Origin of the sequence: Pseudoalteromonas sp. SR41-8 (genome assembly GCF_014163915.1) — a bacterium.
GTDB lineage: Bacteria > Pseudomonadota > Gammaproteobacteria > Enterobacterales > Alteromonadaceae > Pseudoalteromonas > Pseudoalteromonas rhizosphaerae.
This window is the reverse complement of sequence record NZ_JACJEE010000028.1, coordinates 1-20,921: the sequence shown is the minus strand read 5'-3', so window position 1 is coordinate 20,921 and position 20,921 is coordinate 1. Positions and strand designations below refer to the sequence as shown.

21 protein-coding genes are annotated in these 20,921 nt (G+C 41.6%); 10 read left to right on the top strand and 11 right to left on the bottom strand.

All coding sequences use genetic code 11. The features are described from left to right. Positions 1 to 67 precede the first annotated feature (67 nt). From H5162_RS16395 to H5162_RS16370, 6 genes are all read left to right on the top strand, one after another. The gene (locus H5162_RS16395) at positions 68 to 544 is read left to right on the top strand and encodes an FxsA family protein (RefSeq protein ID WP_182735547.1); all 477 of its coding nucleotides are present in this window, start codon (positions 68 to 70) and stop codon (positions 542 to 544) included. 153 nt (positions 545 to 697) lie between these two features. Next, on the top strand, positions 698 to 985 hold the full coding sequence (locus H5162_RS16390) for a co-chaperone GroES (RefSeq protein ID WP_054204533.1): 288 nt from the start codon (positions 698 to 700) through the stop codon (positions 983 to 985). A 47-nt stretch (positions 986 to 1,032) separates the two neighbouring features. Beyond that, positions 1,033 to 2,679 carry a chaperonin GroEL gene (groL, locus tag H5162_RS16385; RefSeq protein WP_145238063.1) on the top strand — a complete coding sequence of 549 codons (1,647 nt, stop codon included), beginning with the start codon at positions 1,033 to 1,035 and terminating at the stop codon, positions 2,677 to 2,679. 178 nt (positions 2,680 to 2,857) lie between these two features. Continuing rightward, entirely contained in the window at positions 2,858 to 3,271 is a 414-nt protein-coding gene (gene rnk, locus H5162_RS16380) for a nucleoside diphosphate kinase regulator (RefSeq protein WP_182718918.1), read from the top strand. Between the two features lie 236 nt (positions 3,272 to 3,507). Beyond that, positions 3,508 to 3,906: a VOC family protein gene (locus tag H5162_RS16375; protein WP_149980488.1), complete on the top strand. Its 399-nt coding sequence runs from the start codon at positions 3,508 to 3,510 to the stop codon at positions 3,904 to 3,906. A 131-nt stretch (positions 3,907 to 4,037) separates the two neighbouring features. Further along, the gene (locus tag H5162_RS16370) at positions 4,038 to 4,322 is read left to right on the top strand and encodes a hypothetical protein (RefSeq protein ID WP_149980487.1); all 285 of its coding nucleotides are present in this window, start codon (positions 4,038 to 4,040) and stop codon (positions 4,320 to 4,322) included. Between the two features lie 45 nt (positions 4,323 to 4,367). Here H5162_RS16370 and H5162_RS16365 read toward each other — a convergent pair whose 3' ends face one another. The 10 genes from H5162_RS16365 to H5162_RS16320 all read right to left on the bottom strand — a co-directional run bounded on the left by H5162_RS16365 (position 4,368) and on the right by H5162_RS16320 (position 16,021). Next, the gene (locus H5162_RS16365) at positions 4,368 to 6,260 is read right to left on the bottom strand and encodes a methyl-accepting chemotaxis protein (RefSeq protein ID WP_259398268.1); all 1,893 of its coding nucleotides are present in this window, start codon (positions 6,258 to 6,260) and stop codon (positions 4,368 to 4,370) included. A 187-nt stretch (positions 6,261 to 6,447) separates the two neighbouring features. Then, on the bottom strand, positions 6,448 to 7,938 hold the full coding sequence (locus tag H5162_RS16360; RefSeq protein WP_182779000.1) for an NAD(P)H-hydrate dehydratase: 1,491 nt from the start codon (positions 7,936 to 7,938) through the stop codon (positions 6,448 to 6,450). A gap of 220 nt (positions 7,939 to 8,158) precedes the next feature. After that, positions 8,159 to 8,971, bottom strand: coding sequence for an adenosylmethionine decarboxylase (gene speD / locus H5162_RS16355; RefSeq protein WP_145238045.1), 813 nt, complete (start codon positions 8,969 to 8,971; stop codon positions 8,159 to 8,161). 88 nt (positions 8,972 to 9,059) lie between these two features. Then, positions 9,060 to 9,473: an OsmC family protein gene (locus H5162_RS16350; protein WP_145238042.1), complete on the bottom strand. Its 414-nt coding sequence runs from the start codon at positions 9,471 to 9,473 to the stop codon at positions 9,060 to 9,062. Between the two features lie 81 nt (positions 9,474 to 9,554). After that, the gene (locus tag H5162_RS16345; protein ID WP_149980484.1) at positions 9,555 to 9,902 is read right to left on the bottom strand and encodes a DUF3802 family protein; all 348 of its coding nucleotides are present in this window, start codon (positions 9,900 to 9,902) and stop codon (positions 9,555 to 9,557) included. A gap of 140 nt (positions 9,903 to 10,042) precedes the next feature. Continuing rightward, entirely contained in the window at positions 10,043 to 11,512 is a 1,470-nt protein-coding gene (gene astD, locus H5162_RS16340; RefSeq protein ID WP_182740846.1) for a succinylglutamate-semialdehyde dehydrogenase, read from the bottom strand. 15 nt (positions 11,513 to 11,527) lie between these two features. Next, positions 11,528 to 12,544: an arginine N-succinyltransferase gene (gene astA / locus H5162_RS16335; protein ID WP_145238033.1), complete on the bottom strand. Its 1,017-nt coding sequence runs from the start codon at positions 12,542 to 12,544 to the stop codon at positions 11,528 to 11,530. An 88-nt stretch (positions 12,545 to 12,632) separates the two neighbouring features. After that, positions 12,633 to 13,838, bottom strand: coding sequence for an aspartate aminotransferase family protein (locus H5162_RS16330; protein WP_149980483.1), 1,206 nt, complete (start codon positions 13,836 to 13,838; stop codon positions 12,633 to 12,635). Positions 13,839 to 14,221: 383 nt separating this feature from the next. Further along, positions 14,222 to 15,382 carry an HDOD domain-containing protein gene (locus H5162_RS16325; protein ID WP_145238027.1) on the bottom strand — a complete coding sequence of 387 codons (1,161 nt, stop codon included), beginning with the start codon at positions 15,380 to 15,382 and terminating at the stop codon, positions 14,222 to 14,224. Between the two features lie 57 nt (positions 15,383 to 15,439). Beyond that, the gene (locus H5162_RS16320; RefSeq protein WP_145238024.1) at positions 15,440 to 16,021 is read right to left on the bottom strand and encodes an aminodeoxychorismate/anthranilate synthase component II; all 582 of its coding nucleotides are present in this window, start codon (positions 16,019 to 16,021) and stop codon (positions 15,440 to 15,442) included. Positions 16,022 to 16,289: 268 nt separating this feature from the next. Here H5162_RS16320 and H5162_RS16315 point away from each other — a divergent pair, with 268 nt between their 5' ends. The 3 genes from H5162_RS16315 (at position 16,290) to glpD (ending at position 19,754) form a co-directional block, all read left to right on the top strand. Continuing rightward, the gene (locus H5162_RS16315; RefSeq protein ID WP_145238021.1) at positions 16,290 to 16,535 is read left to right on the top strand and encodes a YdcH family protein; all 246 of its coding nucleotides are present in this window, start codon (positions 16,290 to 16,292) and stop codon (positions 16,533 to 16,535) included. Positions 16,536 to 16,710: 175 nt separating this feature from the next. Then, a complete protein-coding gene (gene glpK, locus H5162_RS16310; protein ID WP_145238018.1) occupies positions 16,711 to 18,213 on the top strand; it encodes a glycerol kinase GlpK in 1,503 nt (500 codons plus the stop codon). Positions 18,214 to 18,260: 47 nt separating this feature from the next. Next, positions 18,261 to 19,754 (top strand): glycerol-3-phosphate dehydrogenase, encoded by a 1,494-nt coding sequence (gene glpD / locus H5162_RS16305; protein ID WP_182778998.1) that lies wholly within the window; start codon positions 18,261 to 18,263, stop codon positions 19,752 to 19,754. Positions 19,755 to 19,761: 7 nt separating this feature from the next. Here the strand turns inward: glpD and H5162_RS16300 are convergent, their stop codons facing one another. Then, positions 19,762 to 20,160 (bottom strand): thioesterase family protein, encoded by a 399-nt coding sequence (locus H5162_RS16300; RefSeq protein ID WP_182718911.1) that lies wholly within the window; start codon positions 20,158 to 20,160, stop codon positions 19,762 to 19,764. A gap of 31 nt (positions 20,161 to 20,191) precedes the next feature. Here H5162_RS16300 and H5162_RS16295 point away from each other — a divergent pair, with 31 nt between their 5' ends. After that, positions 20,192 to 20,896: a 2OG-Fe(II) oxygenase gene (locus H5162_RS16295; RefSeq protein WP_145238009.1), complete on the top strand. Its 705-nt coding sequence runs from the start codon at positions 20,192 to 20,194 to the stop codon at positions 20,894 to 20,896. The last annotated feature ends 25 nt before the right edge of the window (positions 20,897 to 20,921 follow it).

Sequence of the window (20,921 nt, the reverse complement as noted above, 5' to 3'; positions counted from 1 at the left end):
AAAAGACCTGATAACCCATATTTATATTTCATCAACTCAACTGAGTGATCACTATTTAGAGAGCCTTATGTTTAGATTTTTGTTTTTATTATTTATTCTCGTGCCAATTATTGAAATTGCGTTGTTAATTCAAGTAGCTGATGTAATTGGTGGATTCGCCACTATTGCACTGGTTATTGTAACCGCAATATTCGGCGCAAAATTAGTTAGAACACAAGGTATGGGCGCACTGCAAAATGTGCAAACACAAATGGCGCAAGGGCAAATGCCAGCCAAAGAATTATTTACCGGTTTATGTGTGATTATTGCTGGCATATTATTGCTAACTCCAGGCATTATGACCGACGTATTCGGTTTTTTATTATTGACCCCGGCCATTCGCAATAAACTAGCTGCAGGCCTTGCTAGTCAAGCAACGGTGCGTATGAGTGCAGGCATGCAACAAGGTCCAACAGCATTTAATCAGCACACCCATTCAGAGCCAGAACCTCGCAAAATGAGCGAGCCGACCACTATTGATGGTGAGTACGAGAGAAAAGATTAAAAATTTTAATTTTTATCACTTGGGTTTTGAAGCAATACCCCCATTACTGAGTACAACTAAATCAATTGCCTTGAACCACAGGGTTTAATGCAAACTGGTACATATAAAGCTTTTTTCTGTCCTGTTCAGAAACTGTTAGGAGAACTAAATAAAATGAACATTCGTCCTTTACATGATCGCGTGATCGTTGAGCGCCTAGAAGAAGAAACCAAATCTGCTGGCGGTATTGTATTAACTGGTTCTGCGGCTGAGAAATCAACCCGCGGTAAAGTTGTTGCAGTGGGTAATGGCCGTACTCTAGATAACGGTGATGTGAGAGCATTAGAAGTTAAAGTCGGTGACACTGTGTTATTCGGCTCATATGTTGAAAAAGCTGAAAAGATCGAAGGTCAAGAGTACCTGATCATGCGTGAAGACAATATTTTAGGCATTGTAGGCTAAAGCTACTTTTCGTTTAACAAACATTCAGAATTCAAAGGAAATTAATCATGGCAGCAAAAGAAGTACTTTTTGCAGGTGACGCACGCGCTAAAATGCTAGCTGGCGTAAACATCTTAGCAAACGCAGTTCGTGTAACTTTAGGTCCTAAAGGCCGTAACGTAATCCTAGACAAATCATTTGGCTCTCCAGTGATCACTAAAGATGGTGTATCAGTGGCAAAAGAAATCGAACTTGAAGACAAGTTTGAAAATATGGGCGCACAAATGGTTAAAGAAGTTGCATCTAAAGCAAACGATGCAGCCGGTGACGGTACAACTACTGCAACAGTATTAGCACAGTCAATTGTAAACGAAGGCTTAAAAGCGGTTGCTGCGGGCATGAACCCAATGGACCTTAAGCGCGGTATTGATAAAGCAATCATCGCAGCTGTTGCTGAGCTAAAAGAACTTTCAGTACCATGTGCAGATGCAAAAGCAATCGCTCAAGTGGGTACTATTTCAGCTAACTCTGATAAAGAAATTGGCGACATCATTGCAGAAGCAATGGAAAAAGTAGGCCGTAATTCAGGTGTAATCACTGTTGAAGAAGGTCAATCACTTGAAAACGAACTAGATGTTGTTGAAGGCATGCAGTTTGACCGTGGTTACTTATCTCCGTATTTCATCAACAACGCAGAAAAAGGCGCTGTTGAATTAGATAACCCATTTATTCTACTTGTAGATAAAAAAATCTCTAATATTCGTGAGTTGCTACCTACATTAGAAGCCGTTGCTAAAGCAAGCAAACCATTACTTATCATTGCTGAAGACCTTGAAGGCGAAGCACTAGCTACTCTAGTTGTTAACAACATGCGCGGTATCGTTAAAGTATCAGCAGTTAAAGCACCTGGTTTTGGCGACCGTCGTAAAGCAATGCTACAAGATATCGCAGTATTAACTGGCGGTACGGTTATCTCTGAAGAAATCGGCCTTGAACTTGAAAAAGCGACAGTTGAAGATTTAGGTACTGCAAAGCGCGTAGTTATCACTAAAGATGATACAACTATCATCGATGGTGCAGGCGAAGAAGCTGGCATCAACGGTCGCGTTGCGCAAATCAAAGCACAAATCGAAGAAGCAACATCAGACTACGATAAAGAGAAACTACAAGAGCGCATGGCTAAACTTGCCGGCGGTGTTGCGGTAATCAAAGTAGGTGCTGCTACTGAAATAGAAATGAAAGAGAAAAAAGACCGCGTTGAAGATGCACTTCATGCAACTCGCGCTGCGGTTGAAGAAGGCGTAGTGCCTGGTGGTGGTGTTGCACTAGTACGTGCAGCAAGCAAACTTGTTGATTTAGTTGGTGACAACGAAGATCAAAGCCACGGTATCAAAGTAGCACTACGTGCTATGGAAGCACCACTTCGTCAAATCGTTACCAACGCAGGTGACGAAGCGTCTGTTGTTATTAACGCAGTTAAAGGCGGCACGGGTAACTTCGGTTACAACGCAGCAACTGGCGAATACAACGACATGATTGAAATGGGTATCCTAGATCCAACAAAAGTAACGCGCTCTGCACTACAATTTGCAGGCTCGATTGCTGGCCTTATGATCACCACTGAAGCAATGGTAGCTGAAATCCCAAAGGATGAAGCTGGCGGCGCTGACATGGGAGGCATGGGCGGCATGGGTGGTATGGGCGGCATGATGTAATTCATCTCCTAACCATCTAGCTAAAATAAAAACCCAGCTTCGGCTGGGTTTTTAGCTTTAAGAGCAACGATAAAGTAGCAAATAAAATGACTCCAGCGTATTGCAGTGCTTTTTAACTGTATGCCAAAACCATACTCAGAGTTAATTTTATTTATAAGCCATAATTAAGGATATTAAGATGAATAAAAAGCCTGAACTGATCATCTCGTCACTCGATGCTGATAGATTGTATGATTTAATGGAATCATTACCAGCAGGAAGCTTTGCTGGCGAAAAAGAACTTGAAGCTGAACTTGGCCGCGCAACAATCGTTGAGCCAAAAGATGTGCCTTCGACAGTGGTTACTATGAACTCAACGGTAAACTTTATTGTTGAATCAACTAAAGAAGAATTCACTAAGACCTTAGTGTATCCGAAAAATGCTGATGCAAGTGCTGATAAAATATCAATTTTAGCCCCTGTTGGCAGCGCCCTACTTGGTCTATCGCAAGGTGATGAAATTGAATGGCCAAAACCAAGTGGCGGTCTCATAAAAGTAAAAATAAAAGCAATCACTTATCAGCCAGAACGAGCCGGTGAGTTACATCGATAATATTTATGTTATTAAAAACCCAGTGAAAGCTGGGTTTTGTTTTTAAAGATAATAAGTTTAAAACCTAGCGCCAGCCACACGTAAGTCCAGATTTATCGGGAAAAGCTTTCTGACTGAAGTCAGACCTACTGATAAATCTAGCACCGCACTTAACGTACCAGCCTTTTGTCCTCGGGTTATATTTTCTTATATGCTAAAAAGCATCTTTAAGCACTGCATTATTTCAAGGTAGGACAATGACAAACATAAAACAGCATATAGGTAGCATGGCATTAGTTGTAGGGAATTATGATGATGCGATTGCATTTTACACTCAAAAACTGGGGTTTGATTTAATCGAAGATACTGATCAGGGTAATGGCAAACGCTGGGTATTAGTATCACCACCTAACTCTAATGGCACTAATTTATTACTCGCACAAGCAAGTACTCAACAGCAGTTAGAGGCTGTGGGCAACCAAACTGGGGGCCGAGTGTTTTTATTTTTACATACCAATGACTTTTGGCGAGATTATGAATTAATGCAAAAAAATGGCGTTAACTTTAATGAACAGCCCCGCGTAGAAGAATACGGCACCGTTGTGGTATTTGAAGATTTGTATGGTAATAAATGGGACTTACTACAATTAAATTAAAAGCAGTCTGTGAGAGGTCACTAATCGCGATAAATCACAACCTACTGGCGCTTAATATGGAACCTCTGGTTGACTTGATATTGTTCAATTAACCCTCATTAACTAACTATTAGTAACCATATTAAAAACAAATGGATTTATTAAACAAAGTTAGCATTGAAACATTATTAGTTCACCTTGGTGTAGTGACGTTATTGTTACTGGTGATATTGTGGTCAATGGTAAAAATAGTTGTGTGGGGTAAAACCATGTCACGAGGGGCTTTTTTATTTTTGTCGTTCTTTCCGCTTATTTCGTTATTCCCTATTCCACCCCCGCAATTTGAGAATGTACAAAAAGCCAAACAAGAGCAGCGTAAACGCAAAGAAGACTCCGGCGATCCACCAGAAGAGGACGAAGGTGAAGCATCGCGCTGACATTCTCAGCTCACGATGCTTGAAAAACACTATCAATGAATCACATTATTGCTGACTAATTTGATATAAACGCTGTGCTTGGCTATTTGAATCTTTGCTGACGCTACGAAATTCTTCAGCATCACTGGCATTTTGCACAGAGATCTCACGAATTCGCTCTGCCAAGTTTTTCACATTTTCGGTTACCTGTGATTGCTCTTCAGTCGCTACGGCAATGCTTGATGAACGCTCTTTAATATCATTAAACGCGGTAACAATACTTTCATACTGTGCACGTGTTGTTGCTGAGCGCTCGTTCACCACTTCAGAGTATTCACGGCATTCTCCAATAACGTTAACCCCTCGACTAGCGGCTTCTTGCAATTGGCTGATCATGGTTTCAATCTCGCCAGCCGATTGCTGAGTACGATGTGCCAAAGTTCTAACTTCATCAGCCACTACCGCGAAACCACGCCCTGATTCACCTGCTCGAGCAGCTTCAATGGCGGCATTAAGCGCAAGTAGATTAGTTTGTTCTGAAATATTCATGATCACATCAAGCACCGAGCCCACTTGTTTTGAGTCTTGTGCAATCCGTGAAATGGCATCTGATGATTCCGTTAATTTATCAAATAATAACTGGATTGATTCGGCATTCTTCTCAATAACATCAAAACCAGAATTCACTAAATCAGCTGATTGCGTAGTAATATCTGCAACGCTCAAAACATCTTGTGAGGCTGATGAGGCTGCTATCGACATTTCATGAATTGCCTCAGCCAACATGTTGTTTTCTTCCATTAACTCTTGCGTACGAATTTGGCTGTTATTACTTAAGTTATCCATCGCTTCAGCGTTGTTTTTAACCGCAGCGGCTTCTGCTTGGATCTGTTCTAAAATCTTAATCAGATGATCGCCATAATCATTAATCGCTTCGCATAAGTGGCTCATTTCATCACTTCCACGCACGGCCAGTTTTGAATTCGTGCGACCTTGCACCAACATTCTAACTTGCTCTGTGGTGGTGTTAATTTGCTGCACCAGGCGATTACCAAAAATCAGTAATACTGATACAAAAGCGAGAATAAGGGCGATAAATGAACTGTATAAATAATAAGTGAGGGTGTTAACGGTTTTCTTGGCAATTGCGGCAGGAATAATAACCCCTGAGCGCCAATTTTGCTCTGCCAATGAGTAAGTTACTAAAATAGATTCGTCATTATTAACCACACCACTGGCAAATTCAGCAACAGTTGTATTGCTGTTTTGCAAGGCGCTGACCAACGGCTTTAAGCTACTGTCTTTACTGGCAACCTGAGTAAGGCTCATCATTGCTAAGTTAGTATTGCGTATCGATGGAATCGATACTAATTGCTCGGCGCTATCTAAAATAAAGTTATAGGTGCCCGTAGCATTGTTCTCTGCGATCAATGAGCTTTCGATAGATGCCAGTTCAACGTCTAAGGTGGCAACCCCCCAAAATTGGTTATCACGGATTATTTTCACGGAACAGGTAACCATCGGTACATTCGATACCGTGTCTACATAAGCTTCGGACCAAACGCACTCACCCCGATTAGCGTTAATGGCATTTTTATACCAGGTTTCTTGTTGATACGCGCTGCTGTCGGGCTGGTTATAATCATCTAAAAGTTTATATTGGCCATTACCTGTTTTCGCCCAGAAAAGAGATGCCTTTGCTGCTGAAGGCAGCATTTTATTCGGCTCAGGCCAAATACCACCACCCGCAATACCTTTGCCACTTGCAATCAAAGGAGCAATATTTTCAATAAAGGCCGCCTGCTGCAATGGCAAAGTCTCGGCTACCACGGCTAAGCTTTGCGTTAAGGTGGCACTTTTAGCTAAATCTTTTGCTAACGATTCGCCGATCACCTTTGCTTGTAATTTTGCGCTGGATATAGCGTCATTTTTAATGATTGGCGTAACAACTAGCTGCATTATTCCTGACAGAATAATTAAAGCAAACAACAGCAGCAGAAAACTCCCTAGGTACATTTTTTTTTGTATCAACATCTTCTTTTTACCTCAGTAGTAAATAATAGCCGCGCAAATTAGAGTATAGGGACTGTGCTGTATTTAGCAAAACGAGTTCCTAAAAATAGTGACCAAAAAGTATATTTAACCGCTATTTACCATTAATGAGCTGCCTAACAATAGCAAATAAATCACTTGGCAACATACCGCGCTCCCCTTCGCGTTCTGCCAAAATATCGGCTGCTTTAGCGTGCAATGTCACACCGTAACATGCGGCTTGATCAACAGCGAAACCTTGAGCAAGTAACGCACCTATGATGCCGGTAAGCACATCACCACTGCCACCAACGGCAAGCGCTGGATTACCATTTTCGCACAACCAAGTTTGCTGCCCGTTGGCGATCAGGCTACCCGCGCCTTTCAGCACACTGGTACTGGTATAACGTTTAGCTAAATCCGTAGCAGATTGAAAGCGATTTGCTTCAATCTCAGCAATTGAAACTTTCATTAGCCGTGAGGCTTCACCAGCATGCGGGGTTATTATGCAATTTTTAAGGCGATACTCTAAAGCATGCTTAGCCAACAAATTTAAGCCATCAGCATCAATAACTAATGGTAAATTATTTGCTAAGCAATATTGTATAACCTGCTCAAATGTCGTTTGCGCCCAACTATCCTGACCAAGACCTGGACCAATAATGACACAATTTGCCCATTCAAGGGCTGCGGATAAACTGTCGCAACTGACCATTAATTCAGGGCGACCACTACTAACGACTTGTACACTGCTTTGATGAGTATAAACACGCACCATTGCAGCGCCTGTACGAAGTGCTGCTTCACTTGATAAACGAATGGCCCCGCTAGTACCTTGATTCCCACCGACGCATAACAGCTTGCCGTGGTTCCCTTTATGGCTATTGCGACTTCGTGCAGCAAGTGGTTTAAAACTAGTGATATTGATAAGTGTTGCGCTAGCATCCACTAACTTGGTAAATGATTCTGCGATCCCTAAATCATTAAAAATGATTTTTCCTGCAGCACTTCGCCCGGCACCGGTTACTAAGCCTTGTTTAATCCCCACAAAAGTAACGGTAATAGTAGCCTGAATAGCGATGCCAAGTGGCTGCCCGGTGTCGGCGTCTATGCCTGAAGGTAAATCAATTGCCACTATTGCGCTAGGTTGCGCGTTGGCATCTTCAATCATCGTTAAAAATGGCGGACGAACTTGACTATTAATTCCGGTACCTAACAAACCATCAATAATAATATCGGCATTATTGAGGCGACCTTCCGTGTAACTTTCAACTTCGCCCCCCAATGCTTGCCAACGTTGCTGAGCTGTAAGCGCATCCCCGGTGAGATGTCTACTGGTATCGGCTGCAAGTACAATGACTTCCTTACCGGCTTGCTTGGCAAGGCTTGCCACAATATAGCCATCGCCCGCATTATTACCATAACCGACCAGAATAAAGTAGCGCTGAGCATTCGGAAAATGCTCGATACACTGCGAGAATACCGCATGCCCTGCGCGCTCCATCAAAGTGAACATGCTAACGCCTGCCAAGGTCGCTGCTTTTGCTTCGTGCTCCCTCACCTGCTTTGCCAAAAATAGTTGCTGTGCTAGGCCTTGATTCTGCATATTGATCCATAATAGAAGACGGGCTGTTTACTTAGACTATTAGCCACAGCTGCTAGCGTCAAGGAATGTCGTCACCAACATTTTCAGGCTAATTTAGGAGGTATACTTAGGAAGGATGGTCTTTTCGTTTGCTTTTGTTGCTGCATTTAGCAACTTTAATAAAAAACGGCGCGCAATTTACATTGCGCGCCGTTTTTTAAAACTTACTAATTAAGTGAGTTTATTCTGCTTCCGGCAGGTTACGGCCGTAAAAGATTTCTTGCATTTCACGTGTTAATTTAGAACGAATTGCTTCTTCTTCGTCTTCAGATAAATCACTCGTAGTAACACCAAATAAATAAGTATTTAGGTCTGTTTCTTTTAGCATCATCTTAGTATGGAACAAGTTTTCTTGATACACATTCACGTCCATCATTTGGTACGCTTCTTTGGTATCTTCGGTCATGTAGTTTTGAATTGAGTTGATCGCGTGATCGATATAGTGCTTAACACCATCTACGTCACGGGTAAAACCACGTACTCGGTAGTCAATTGTTACAACATCTGACTCTAAGCTATGAATTAGGAAGTTTAACGCTTTTAATGGCGAAATAATGCCACAGGTCGATACTTCGATATCGGCACGGAAAGTACAAATACCATCATCAGGGTGAGCTTCAGGATAGGTATGAACGCAGATATGGCTTTTATCTAAATGAGCAACAACTGTTTCAGGTAATGGTCCTGGTGCTTCATCAACTTCATAAGTTTGCTGCTGCTCAATTGGCTCTTCTGAGATCAGAATTGTTACACTAGCACCTTGAGGGTCGTAATCTTGACGCGAAACATTTAAAATATTCGCACCGATAATGTCTACTACTTCACCTAAAATATCGGTTAGTCGATCAGCACTGTACTGTTCGTCGATATATTCAATATATTCTTTACGTTGTTGCTCAGTCTTTGCATAGCAAATATCGTAAATACTAAAGCTTAAACTTTTGGTTAAGTTATTAAAGCCATGAAGTTTAATTTTATCGAAGGGTTTGTTCATGATAAACCAACCTATAAACAAGTGAAATCTGCCAGAGCAGAATGAAAAGTTCGCGGATTTTATACGAATTTCACCTCAGGAAAAAGCGTTATTTTCCCTGTTCTTGTATAACTTCGTGTGTGTGGGTAATTTCTACTGTTTTATCAAGCATTAATGCTACTGAACAATACTTCTCTGCAGATAGTTGAACGGCACGCGCAAGGTGCTTTTCTGAAACGTTGTCGCCAGTCACAACAAAGTGTAAGTTAATCTTAGTGAATACTCGCGGAGCGGACTCTGCGCGTTCAGCACTCAATTGCACTTGCACATCTGAAAACTGTTGTTTAGCTTTTTTTAGAATACTGACTACATCAACCGATGAACAGCAGCCAACTGACATTAATACCATTTCCATTGGGCTTGGTGCGGCGCTATCGCTACCAGCATCAAACACAACATTGTGACCAGAATTAGAACGCCCTAAAAAAGTATCGCCTTCAACCCATTTCACATTCGCTTGCATTTTATTACTCTCAAAGAAGTTATTTCCTTGATTGTAAGGAAGTCACACGCAGTTGCAAATTAAAAACGATAATTGGAATGATCAGGCACTTTCGACAACTGCGCTATCAAAGAGGTTTTTTACCAATGCGGCAAATTCATCGATAAATGCATGTTGCTCTATTGTCACTTGATTACTGGTGACGCTGCTGAGAACTTCTTGTAAGTCGTATACAATGCCATCTACTTCACGCACGATTTGACTACGTTGTTCAGTAGAAAGCTCTGTGTGTTGCTGGCATAACAACATAACATTTTCAGCAATATCATCTTCTATTAGCTCCATAATAGTAGGAGCGCCTGGTTTTATTTCGCCGGACTTCTCAAATAATGCTAAATTTTGAGTAAGATACATGATGAGGTCATCATATCCTTGCCTATCTAAAACCATAATTATCCACACCTAATTAAAACGACTGTATTGATTTAAGCAGAAAGCGCTTTTAATTGCTACCTTTGAGCATTAACCAATACAAAAAAAGCAGCCTTGGCTGCTTTTTTAGTTATTTATTACTATTTGACCAAAATCGATTAATCGATTTTTAAGCCTGGGCTTAATGTTGCTGGCATTGCTACTTTTTCAAGTTCAACAGAGGCAACTGGGTATGCGCAATAATCAGCTGCATAGTAAGCACTTGCACGATGATTACCTGATGCACCAATACCACCAAAAGGAGCTGCACTTGAGGCACCGGTGATTGGGCGGTTCCAGTTAACAATACCAGCACGGATACGACGTAAAAAATGGTCGTAATCTGCCGCATTATCACTGAGTAAACCCGCAGACAAACCAAAGCTGGTATCGTTGGCTTTATCAATCGCACTATCAAAATCTGTAAAGCGGAATACTTTTAATAGTGGACCAAAGTGCTCTTCATCTGGGAAGTTAGCAACATCTGTGCACTCAATAATACCAGGCGTTACAAAACCTGTATTTTCAGTATGCTTAAGCTCAACCAATACTTCAGCACCAAGCTCAACGAGTTGTTGCTGTGCTTTTACCATACCAGAAGCCGCAGCTGATGAGATCATCGAGCCCATAAACGGTTGCTCTACATCATCGTAGTTGCCCACTTTGATGGCTTTAGTCGCGGTAATTAAACCGGCTAAAATTGCATCGCCTTGCTCACCTGCTGGTAAAAATAGCTTGCGTGCACAGGTACAACGTTGGCCACTTGAGATAAATGCTGATTGAATAATATCGTGAATAACGGCTTTGGTATCAGCAACATCAGTAATAATAAGCGGATTGTTACCACCCATTTCTAATGCTAAGATTTTACCTGGTTGACCGGCAAACTGCTCATGCAGAATATGGCCTGTGCGTGATGAACCGGTAAAGAATAAGCCATCAATACCTTTGTGAGCAGCAAGAGCCTTACCTGTGGCTACTTCGCCTTGTACTAGGTTAATAACCCCTGCTGGTAAACCTGCTTTTTCCCATAACTTAAGCGTTAGCTCAGCAACAGCTGGAGTTAGCTCCGATGGTTTAAACACCACGGTATTGCCCGCCAAAAGTGCAGGCACAATATGGCCATTAGGTAAATGACCAGGGAAGTTATAAGGGCCAAATACCGCCACTACACCATGTGGTTTATGGCGGATCATTGCACGACCTTGCGGCATTGGGTTTTCTACGTCGCCAGTGCGCTCTAAAAATGCTTTTTCAGAGATAGCTATTTTACCGACCATAGCACCCGCTTCAGTGCGAGTTTCCCATAACGGCTTACCCGTTTCTTGGGCTATTACAACAGCAAGCTCTTCGCTGTGCTCTTTTAGGGTTTCGGCAAAAGTTTTTACAATCGCTAAACGTTCTGCAAATGATTTATCAGCCCAGCTATAAAATGCTGCACGCGCAGAGTTAACAGCGGTGTCTACTTGCTCACTGGTGGCTGAGTTTGCTTGCCAAATAATTTCGTTATTGGCTGGGTTTACTGAATTAAATGCATCGCCTAGGCCTTGCGACCATTGACCATTAATAAATTGTGCAGGATGAGTCATGTACTTTCTCCTAAATTATATACGTGTTGCGGTAACTATATCGCCAGCTTGTAAGTGCAGTGCATCGGCCATTGCCTGTGGCAAAGTCAACTCAGAGCTTGTTTCATCAAGGTTTAGTTGTGCAACGGTTGCTCTAAAATCATTGAGTTTGTCATTCGCTAGCATGATAGCCGTCTCGCCGCTGTTTTCACCGATTTTTACGGTAAAGTTTTTGGCATTACGAATAGTTGCAATATTATCTACTTTTGCTTCTACCGTTGGGCCAGCATCAAAAATGTCAACGTAGCCATTAAAGGTGAAGCCTTCTTTTTTCAGTAGTTCAATCGCAGGGCGCGTATTATTGTGCACCTTGCCGATCACGGCTTGCGCCTCTTTACTTAATAAGTTGACGTAAATTGGGTACTTTGGCATTAGTTCAGCAATAAACACTTTTTGGCCAATACCGGTTAAGTAATCAGCTGTTGGAAAATCCATCGAGAAAAAGTGTTCTTCTAACCATTGCCAAAATGGACTACTGCCGTGTTCGTTAGAAACACCGCGCATTTCTGCAATTACGGTTTCAGCAAAGCGTTCTTGGTGCTGCTTGATAAACATAAAACGTGCTTTTGAAAGCAGCTTACCGTTATTATTTTTACGGTAACCATCTTTTAAAAACAGCGTACAAAGCTCAGTTGCTCCAGTGTAATCATTACACAAGGTTAAAATATCAACCGCTTTATAAACATTCAATGTACGAGATGAATGAATAGCTTTACTTAAATGATAGTGATAAAACGCATCATCTAAACCAACCGCAGCTTCAATTGCTGAGGTACCGACTACTTCACCTGTTTCGCTATCTTCAAGAACAAACAAGTAACCTTCATCACCCGGATGAGATGCACTTTTTGCGAATGAGCTTATTGAATGAGCTATCTTCTTTTGTAATAACTCTTCGTTATTAGGTAAAGAGGTAAAACCATGTCCTGATTCGTGGGCAATTTTCAATAAAGCTGGGTAATCACATTGCTGGATTGGGCGAAGGATCATCATGAGTCCGCTTGCTCCCTTATAAATAACGGTAAATTAAGAATATTAGGGCAAGCTTGCTACTTGCCCTTATTATGATTAGAGGTGTTGATTAACCGTTCACAACGTTGGCTACGGCTTTTTCAAAGCGCGCCATCCCTTCACGGATATCCGCTTCAGGGATCACTAAAGATGGAGTAAAACGCACCACATCGGCACCCGCGACTAACGACATCACACCCTCAGCGGTTCCTGCTACTAAAAACTCTTTAGCACGACCTTTAAACTGCTCATTAACCACAGCACCAATTAATAAACCTTGACCACGAATTTCCGAGAAAACGTTGTACTTATCGTTAATTGCAGTTAGTAATTCATTAAACAATGCTGACTTTGCTTTTACGCCAGCTAATACTTCTGGTGTATTCACAGTATCAAAGGCTGCTTCACCAACAGCACATGCCAACGGATTGCCGCCATAAGTAGAACCATGAGTACCGACTTTAAGGTGCTTAGCAATCTCTGTCGTGGTGATCATTGCACCAATTGGAAAACCGCCGCCAAGTGCTTTTGCAGTAGTTAAAATATCAGGTACTACATTTAACCCTTGGTATGCGTAAAGATCGCCAGTACGACCGACACCAGTTTGTACTTCATCAAAAATAAGTAATGCGTTATGTTTAGTACATAACTGGCGTACACCTTGAGCAAACTCGTCAGTAGCAGAGATAATGCCGCCTTCACCTTGTAATGGCTCCATCATTACCGCACATGTGTTATCAGAGATTAGTGCTTCAAATGCGGCTAAATCGTTATAGTCACAATGTACGATATCTCCCGGCTTAGGACCAAAACCATCAGAGTAAGCAGCTTGACCGCCCACGGTTACAGTAAAGAATGTACGGCCATGGAAACCTTTATTGAAAGCGATGATTTGCGATTTTTGCTCACCAAAATTTTCAAGCGCAACACGACGCGCTAATTTTAGTGCGCCTTCATTTGCTTCTGCGCCTGAGTTGGCGAAATATACTTTTTCAGCAAATGTAGCATCTACCAATTTTTTAGCTAAACGAAGTGCTGGCTCATTAGTCATTACATTTGATAGGTGCCAGATTTTTTCGCCTTGCTCTTTTAATGCTTTAACCAATGCTGGATGACAATGACCTAGACAGTTAACAGCGATACCACCGGCAAAATCGATATATTCACGACCTTGCTGATCCCATACACGTGAGCCTTCGCCACGAACAGGAATAACGCTTGAAGGTGCGTAGTTAGGAACCATTACTTGATCAAATAATTCGCGATTGACTGTCATTTTATATCCTCTTAATTGTGATCCTACAGAAAGTTTAAAAAATAGGCTTGATGATAGACTGTTGTACCATCTCCTTTGGCGTAAATCAGCATAGCTCACATCGCCAAAAAATACTCTCTGGTTCAATTTTCAGATAATCATTATTTCAGAGTTTTTCGTTATTGTCTCTTATAAAACTTTCATGTAGCCCTTGTTATTAAAGGCTTTGAGATATAATTTCAGAGATAGTGAATAACTATCTGAATAACGAATTATGGGGTTGTTTATTCTATATAGCTGCCCCACCACCCACCAGGCAGAGCTTTGCAAGATAAAATATGGGTAAGAGTAGATATTAATGATGAATGAATAGTCGTAAAAAAATTAACAAAAAATTTATGAAACTAGTCAATTTTAATATGAAAGTGCTGCAAATTGGTTTTTTCAAGCTGTTCTAGTTCCTGTTTTGATAACCCAACGTAATCAAACCAGAGTGATTTTTCATCACTTTCCACCAGCTGATGTTCGCTCAAAGTAACACATTGACTATAACAACGTGCCTTTTGCATTAACATCGCTAATGGCAATAGTGAATCCCCTTTGGACACACCATTAATCAACTGCGATAACACAGCATTAAAAGGTAAATACCGAAACGCCATTTTATCAATCACCGTCGCCGTGACTTTTAGCGCATGCTGATTAAGTAAAGTACTTAAAAATAACGGATCAGGTTTTAACTCTAACAATGCGGTGTGAAGATCTTTATGTTGGTCTTCTCGGGCAAGGGTTACTTTGCGCTGCCACACTCGTTCGAATGTACGTAAATAGAGTCGAATCAAAGCTATCTTGCCAACATCGAGTAACATACCCAAAGTAAATGCATGTACTTCATTAATACCATTGAGCTTAGCCAACTCTTGCGCCGCAATCGCGCAAGCCATTGAGTTATCGCGTAGGCGACGCTTCAATAATGGAAATGGTTCGGTGCTGTGTGGCATCCAATGACGTACCGCAAAGGTAGGCACTACAAACTGTAAGTTGTCTAAACCAATATAACGCAGAGCTAAAGAGGGATTATCAACTTTTACCGAAGTATGTTTATTGCGCTGCGCGCGATAATAAGGCAAATTCACAAAAGCAACTAACTCACGTCCTAACCAAGTTAAATCTTTAACTAATGGCTCAAGGCGCCCTACCGATGCTGATTTTACCGCAAGTATGTCTAAAATCGCGGGGACATTATCTTCAATACCAATGGTTTCATGTAGTACCGTATCAATATCGGCTAACTGCTTGTTCATGGCGGTATCAATAACTTGATGTAACTGCTGGCTGGCTTGAGCGCGGTACTTATGATGCGAAGTACTGGAGAGTTTACGTATTTTTTGCGCAGCAACTTCAACCTCAAGTAAGGTGCGCTGCTTCATCGCCTCACCATAATTTATATCTAGAGTATGAATATAGCCAATTTGACGTTGCGCAAAGCTATGTCCAAGCAACAAATCATGGGCTCGTTGCTCTAATGCCTTAGCTGTCCTTTGTTGGCGTATTTCATCTGTCATTAATAGTTATCTTTTATAAATAAATTAAGGGAAGCTACTACGTTTGTTAGCATAAGCCTAGAACCGAGTTAAAAAGTTAGCAAGTAATTCAAGTCCTCGCTGCGTTAAAATTGCCTCTGGGTGAAATTGTACCCCCTCTAACGCTAAGCTATTATGAACTAAGCCCATTATTTCATCTAACTGGCCACTTTCAGTTTCGGTCCAAGCGGTGATCTGCAACTCATCAGGAATGCTATCTTGTTCAACAACCAACGAATGATAACGGCAAACTGTTAATGGATTTGGTAAGCCGGCAAATACACCTTGATTAGCATGATAAATTGGCGAGGTTTTACCATGCATCACTTGCTTTGCCCTAACAATGTTCGCACCTAGTGCTTGTGCTATTGTTTGATGACCTAAACAAATACCTAAAATTGGAAATTGACCTTTTAATTGCTCAACAAGCTCCAAAGATATACCCGCTTCATTTGGTGAACATGGGCCGGGAGATATCACGATATGCTTAGGGTTTAACTGGGCAATTTGACTAACCGAAATCTCATCATTGCGCTTTACTAGCACCTCTTGATCTAAACGTTGAAAATACTGTACCAAATTGTAGGTAAACGAGTCGTAGTTATCGATCATTAAAAGCATGTAATAAAGCACTCAAAATAGAAATTGTTTGCAGGCAACTGCCTGCGTTCATATTCTAACTTAAGCCCGCACGAGTGTCAGTGTTTTGTATTCAGGCAAAGGGAAATTACTTTAATAACGATAATACTGAGCTTGATGTTGATTTATTTTAAATCAGCCCAAGCTCTATTGTATTGGCAAAACGCCTCAGAGCATTTAATTTGACTAAAACCCATGCGTGTTTATCTATCGAGATTAATATGTAACACGCTTTAATAAGGAGCGACCTATGTTAGGCGAAGATCATTCATTAACTAAAGATTTCCCTGAATACCAAAGCACTATCACTAAGCTCAACACTGATAATGAAGAGTTCGCGGCAAGGGCAAAGCAATACAATGCAATTGATAAAGAAATCCGTGTCCTGGAGTTACAAGATGCCCCTATTGATGATGAAGCAATGCATCAATTAAAACACGATAGAATGGCATTAAAAGATTGGCTCCATCAGCAATTAGCTGATGCTGCCAACTAATAATTATATTATATATATCTGGCGCTTATTTAAAACTAAGCGCCAGCACTGAGCCTTAACTCCCTTTCACTCATCCTATTTGCCTAAAATTACATCCATTATGGTGCAAAAGCATTGCTATTCGTTTAGCTTAGAGACAAGCTATCTTTATCTAAGTTAAATAACATTATATTTTATGTGCAAATACATACTCTCGATTGACCAAGGAACGACGAGCTCTCGCGCCATCTTATACACCAAAGATGCCGAGGTTTTTGGCACAGCCCAACAAACCTTCCCGCAGCACTTTGTGCAAAATGGTTGGGTTGAACACGATCCTGTAGATATTTGGCAAACCGTATTCGCGAGCGTTAAAAACGTATTGGCGCAGCAACGGGTAACGGCTGCCGACATTATTGCCATAGGCATTGCTAATCAACGAGAAACCACCTTAGTGTGGAGTAAAAAAACCGGGCAACCTATTTACAACGCGATTGTGTGGCAAGACCGACGCACTAGCCAGTACTGTGATAGTTTGCGCGATGCTGGGCACAGTAAAATCGTCAATGATAAAACCGGCTTATTACTCGATCCGTACTTTTCTGCCACCAAAATTCGTTGGATCTTAGATAACGTCACTGGCGCTAAAGAGCAAGCACAAGCAGGTGAGCTGGCGTTTGGTACGGTAGACACCTACTTACTATGGCAATTAACCGATGGTAAAGTACACAAAACCGATGCAACCAATGCCTCTCGCACATTACTGTTTAACATTCACCAGCAATGCTGGGATGAAGACTTACTCGCCTTATTTGATATTCCAGCCTCGATGCTACCTGAAGTAATGGACTCAGCGGCTGACTTTGGTGTTACTAGCAGCGAGTTATTTGGTGGTGAAATTCCAATTAACGGCATAGCGGGTGATCAGCAAGCCGCTTTAATTGGCCAAGCTTGTTTTGAAGAAGGTATGGCAAAAAGCACCTACGGAACAGGCTGTTTTTTAATGCTTAACACCGGCGATAAAGCACTAAAGTCAAACAATCGCTTATTAACCACCATCGCATATAGACTTAACGGCAAACCTACGTATGCCATTGAAGGCAGTATTTTTATGGCAGGTGCCACCATGCAGTGGATTGTAGAGGGCTTGAAATTATTAGAAAGCGCGGGAGAAAGTGAAGCCCTCGTCAAAGGTGTTCCCTTAGATCATGGGGTATTTTTAGTGCCCTCTTTTACAGGTTTAGGCGCTCCCTATTGGGATGCCAATGCCCGAGGTGCTATTTTAGGGCTTACTCGAGATTCAGGTATTAGTACGATTGTCGCTGCAGCTTTGCAATCAGTGGGTTATCAAACTAAAGATTTACAAAAAGCGATGGAAGGGGATGGCTTGCGCCCCAGCATCTTGCGCGTTGACGGCGGTATGGCTAATAATAATTGGGCTATGGAGTTTTTAGCTAATATTTTAGGTGCGAGTGTTGAGCGCCCCACCTTAACCGAAACCACCTCGCTTGGCGTCGCCTATTTAGCAGGCCTGCAAAGTGGTGTTTATGAATCAACAGCGCAACTAGCAACTATGTGGCGATGTGACCGCCGCTTTGAGCCAACTATGAGTAGCTTTGAGCGTAACGATTTATATGCAAAATGGCTACATTGTATTGCGCAAGTGACGCTTGCTAATAATCCGCAGAATGACGGCTAATCGCGTTAATATAATCTGGCATTAACAACTAACTTTAAGGTTCACCCGTGCAGTTACTCGATAACGAATATGATTTACTTGTCATTGGCGGTGGCATTAATGGTGCTGGTATTGCAGCAGATGCAAGTGGTAGAGGCTTGAAAGTATTATTGTGTGAGCAAGACGATTTAGCCTCAGCCACCTCATCAAACAGCAGTAAGCTTATTCATGGCGGGCTGCGCTATTTAGAGCACTATCAATTTAGGTTAGTAAAAGAAGCATTGCTAGAGCGTGAAGTGTTATTAAAAAAAGCACCGCATATTATTTGGCCGCTCTCGTTTAGGCTTCCTCATCAGTCACATTTGCGGCCGCCATGGATGATCCGCCTAGGATTATTTATTTACGACCATCTAGGAAAACGAGACACGCTACCCGCTTCCAAGTCGATTATTTTCACAAAAGACAGTGTGCTAAATGCATCAATTACACAAGGGTTTGAATATGCTGATGGCTGGGTAGATGACGCGCGTTTAGTGATCTTAAACGCCCTTGCCGCCGAACAACACGGAGCAACCATAGCAACACGTACTCGTTGTATAAAGGCACAGCGCAATATTGAACATTGGGATGTAACTCTAGCGCAACAAACGACCCAGCAGCAACTACAAATCAAAGCCAAATGCATTGTTAATGCCGCAGGCCCTTGGGTTGCTTCATTGTTTGATAATGTATTTATTCAGCCATCACCACAGCATATTCGCTTAGTCAAAGGCAGCCATATCGTGGTGCCACGTATTCATGACGAGCCATGTGCCTATATTCTCCAAAATGAAGATCAACGTATTGTTTTTGTCATTCCCTTTGAAGATGACTATTCTCTCATTGGCACTACTGATGAAGAATATACCGGCAATATTAAAGATGTAAAAATTAGCAAACAAGAAATTAGTTACTTAATCAATATTACTAATCATTACTTTAAAACTCCGATTGAAGCGACTGATATAGTACATACATTCAGTGGCGTACGGCCATTACTCGATGACCACTCAGCAGATGCTCAAGCTGTAACCCGCGATTATAAGCTGATATTAAATAATGATGATAATCAGGCTGCTTTGTTAAGTGTGTTTGGCGGAAAAATAACTACTTATCGAAAACTGGCAGAAAATGCTGTGGACAAACTCGCGCTATTTTATCCTCATATGACTGAAGCGTGGACAAAAAGCGCGCCGTTACCAGGCGGAGATTTTAGTGAAAAAGCGACGTTAATAACGCAACTACAAGTAAAATATAATTGGTTGCCTGAGTTATTATTAAATAGGCTGGTACGCTCCTATGGCACGCTAACTAATGCACTGCTAGGTAATTGCAGTGCATTGGCTGACTTAGGTTGTCATTTTGGCCATGGTCTATACGCTCAAGAAGTCGATTACCTAATTAACAAAGAGTGGGCAAAAACCAGCGATGACATATTGTGGCGCAGAACAAAGCTCGGGCTACGCTTTAGTAAAGCGCAAGTCACCGCTTTAGATAACTACTTGCGCACCTTAAATTACTAACTACACATTAAGAAGCTGCAATAAAATGCTCATTTAAGGCTGCTTTTTCAATACTAGATAAAGCTTGCTTAGCTTTAGCGGCAAAGTCGTAACGTACCAGCACTGTTTTACCGATTGCGCAGCATTTATCTTGCTGCCATGCCTCTTGGCGAAGCACAAATGAGCTGCTGCCAATATGCTCTACCGATGTTTTAATACTTACTTCATGCGAGTAAAACAACTCACCTACAAACGACACCTCAATTTTAGCAATAATAAGCTTCCAATCGTGAGGATTTAAATCGGGGGTAAAAAATTTAAAAATAGGTGCACGTGCGGCTTCAAACCAAACAGGGAGTACGGTATTGTTGATGTGTCCGAGTGCATCCGTTTCGCTAAAGCGCGGCATCACTTTTTCAGTAAACATAATAATCCAATAATAATTAAACAGGTAACTCATGACGGACTTTATCCGCGTGTATGACAACGCGCTCAGTAATGACTTTTGCGATAACTTTATCACCACCTTTTCGCAAAGCCCGCATATAAAACAAGGGATGACATCAGGCGGCATAGATCTTAATAAAAAAGATAGCCACGACTTACACTTAAACAATCATCCTGAATACGCTGAGCAATTAAAACATATTCAACAAACTACTGCACAATATGTTTTTAACTACATTGAAGAACATATTTTTATAATGATTGGGGCGTTTGGTTTAAAAGTGTACCACCCCCAAACAGGACAACCTGTTGATTTAACGCAAGCTAATTTTGACGAGGTAGGTAAACCGCAATTACCTTTATTGGTACAGCAAATTTTTCGACTCGGTAATATCCAAGCGCAAAAATACGAAGTTAACAAAGGCGGCTACCCGTATTGGCATAGTGAAGTGTACCCACAGTTACACCATAACGAAGCACTGCATCGAGTATTGTTATTTATGTTTTATTTAAACGATGTTGAAGAAGGCGGTGAAACCGAGTTTTATTATCAAAATCGTAAGATAGCTCCGAAAAAAGGCACTATGGTGATTGCCCCAGGCTACTTTACTCATACTCATCGCGGTAATAAGCCAGTATCGAATGATAAATATATTTTAACGTCGTGGGTGCTATTTAACCGCGCAGAGCAAATATACGGGCAGCCACAGGCCTAAGCGGTAAGCGGTAAGCGGTAAGCGG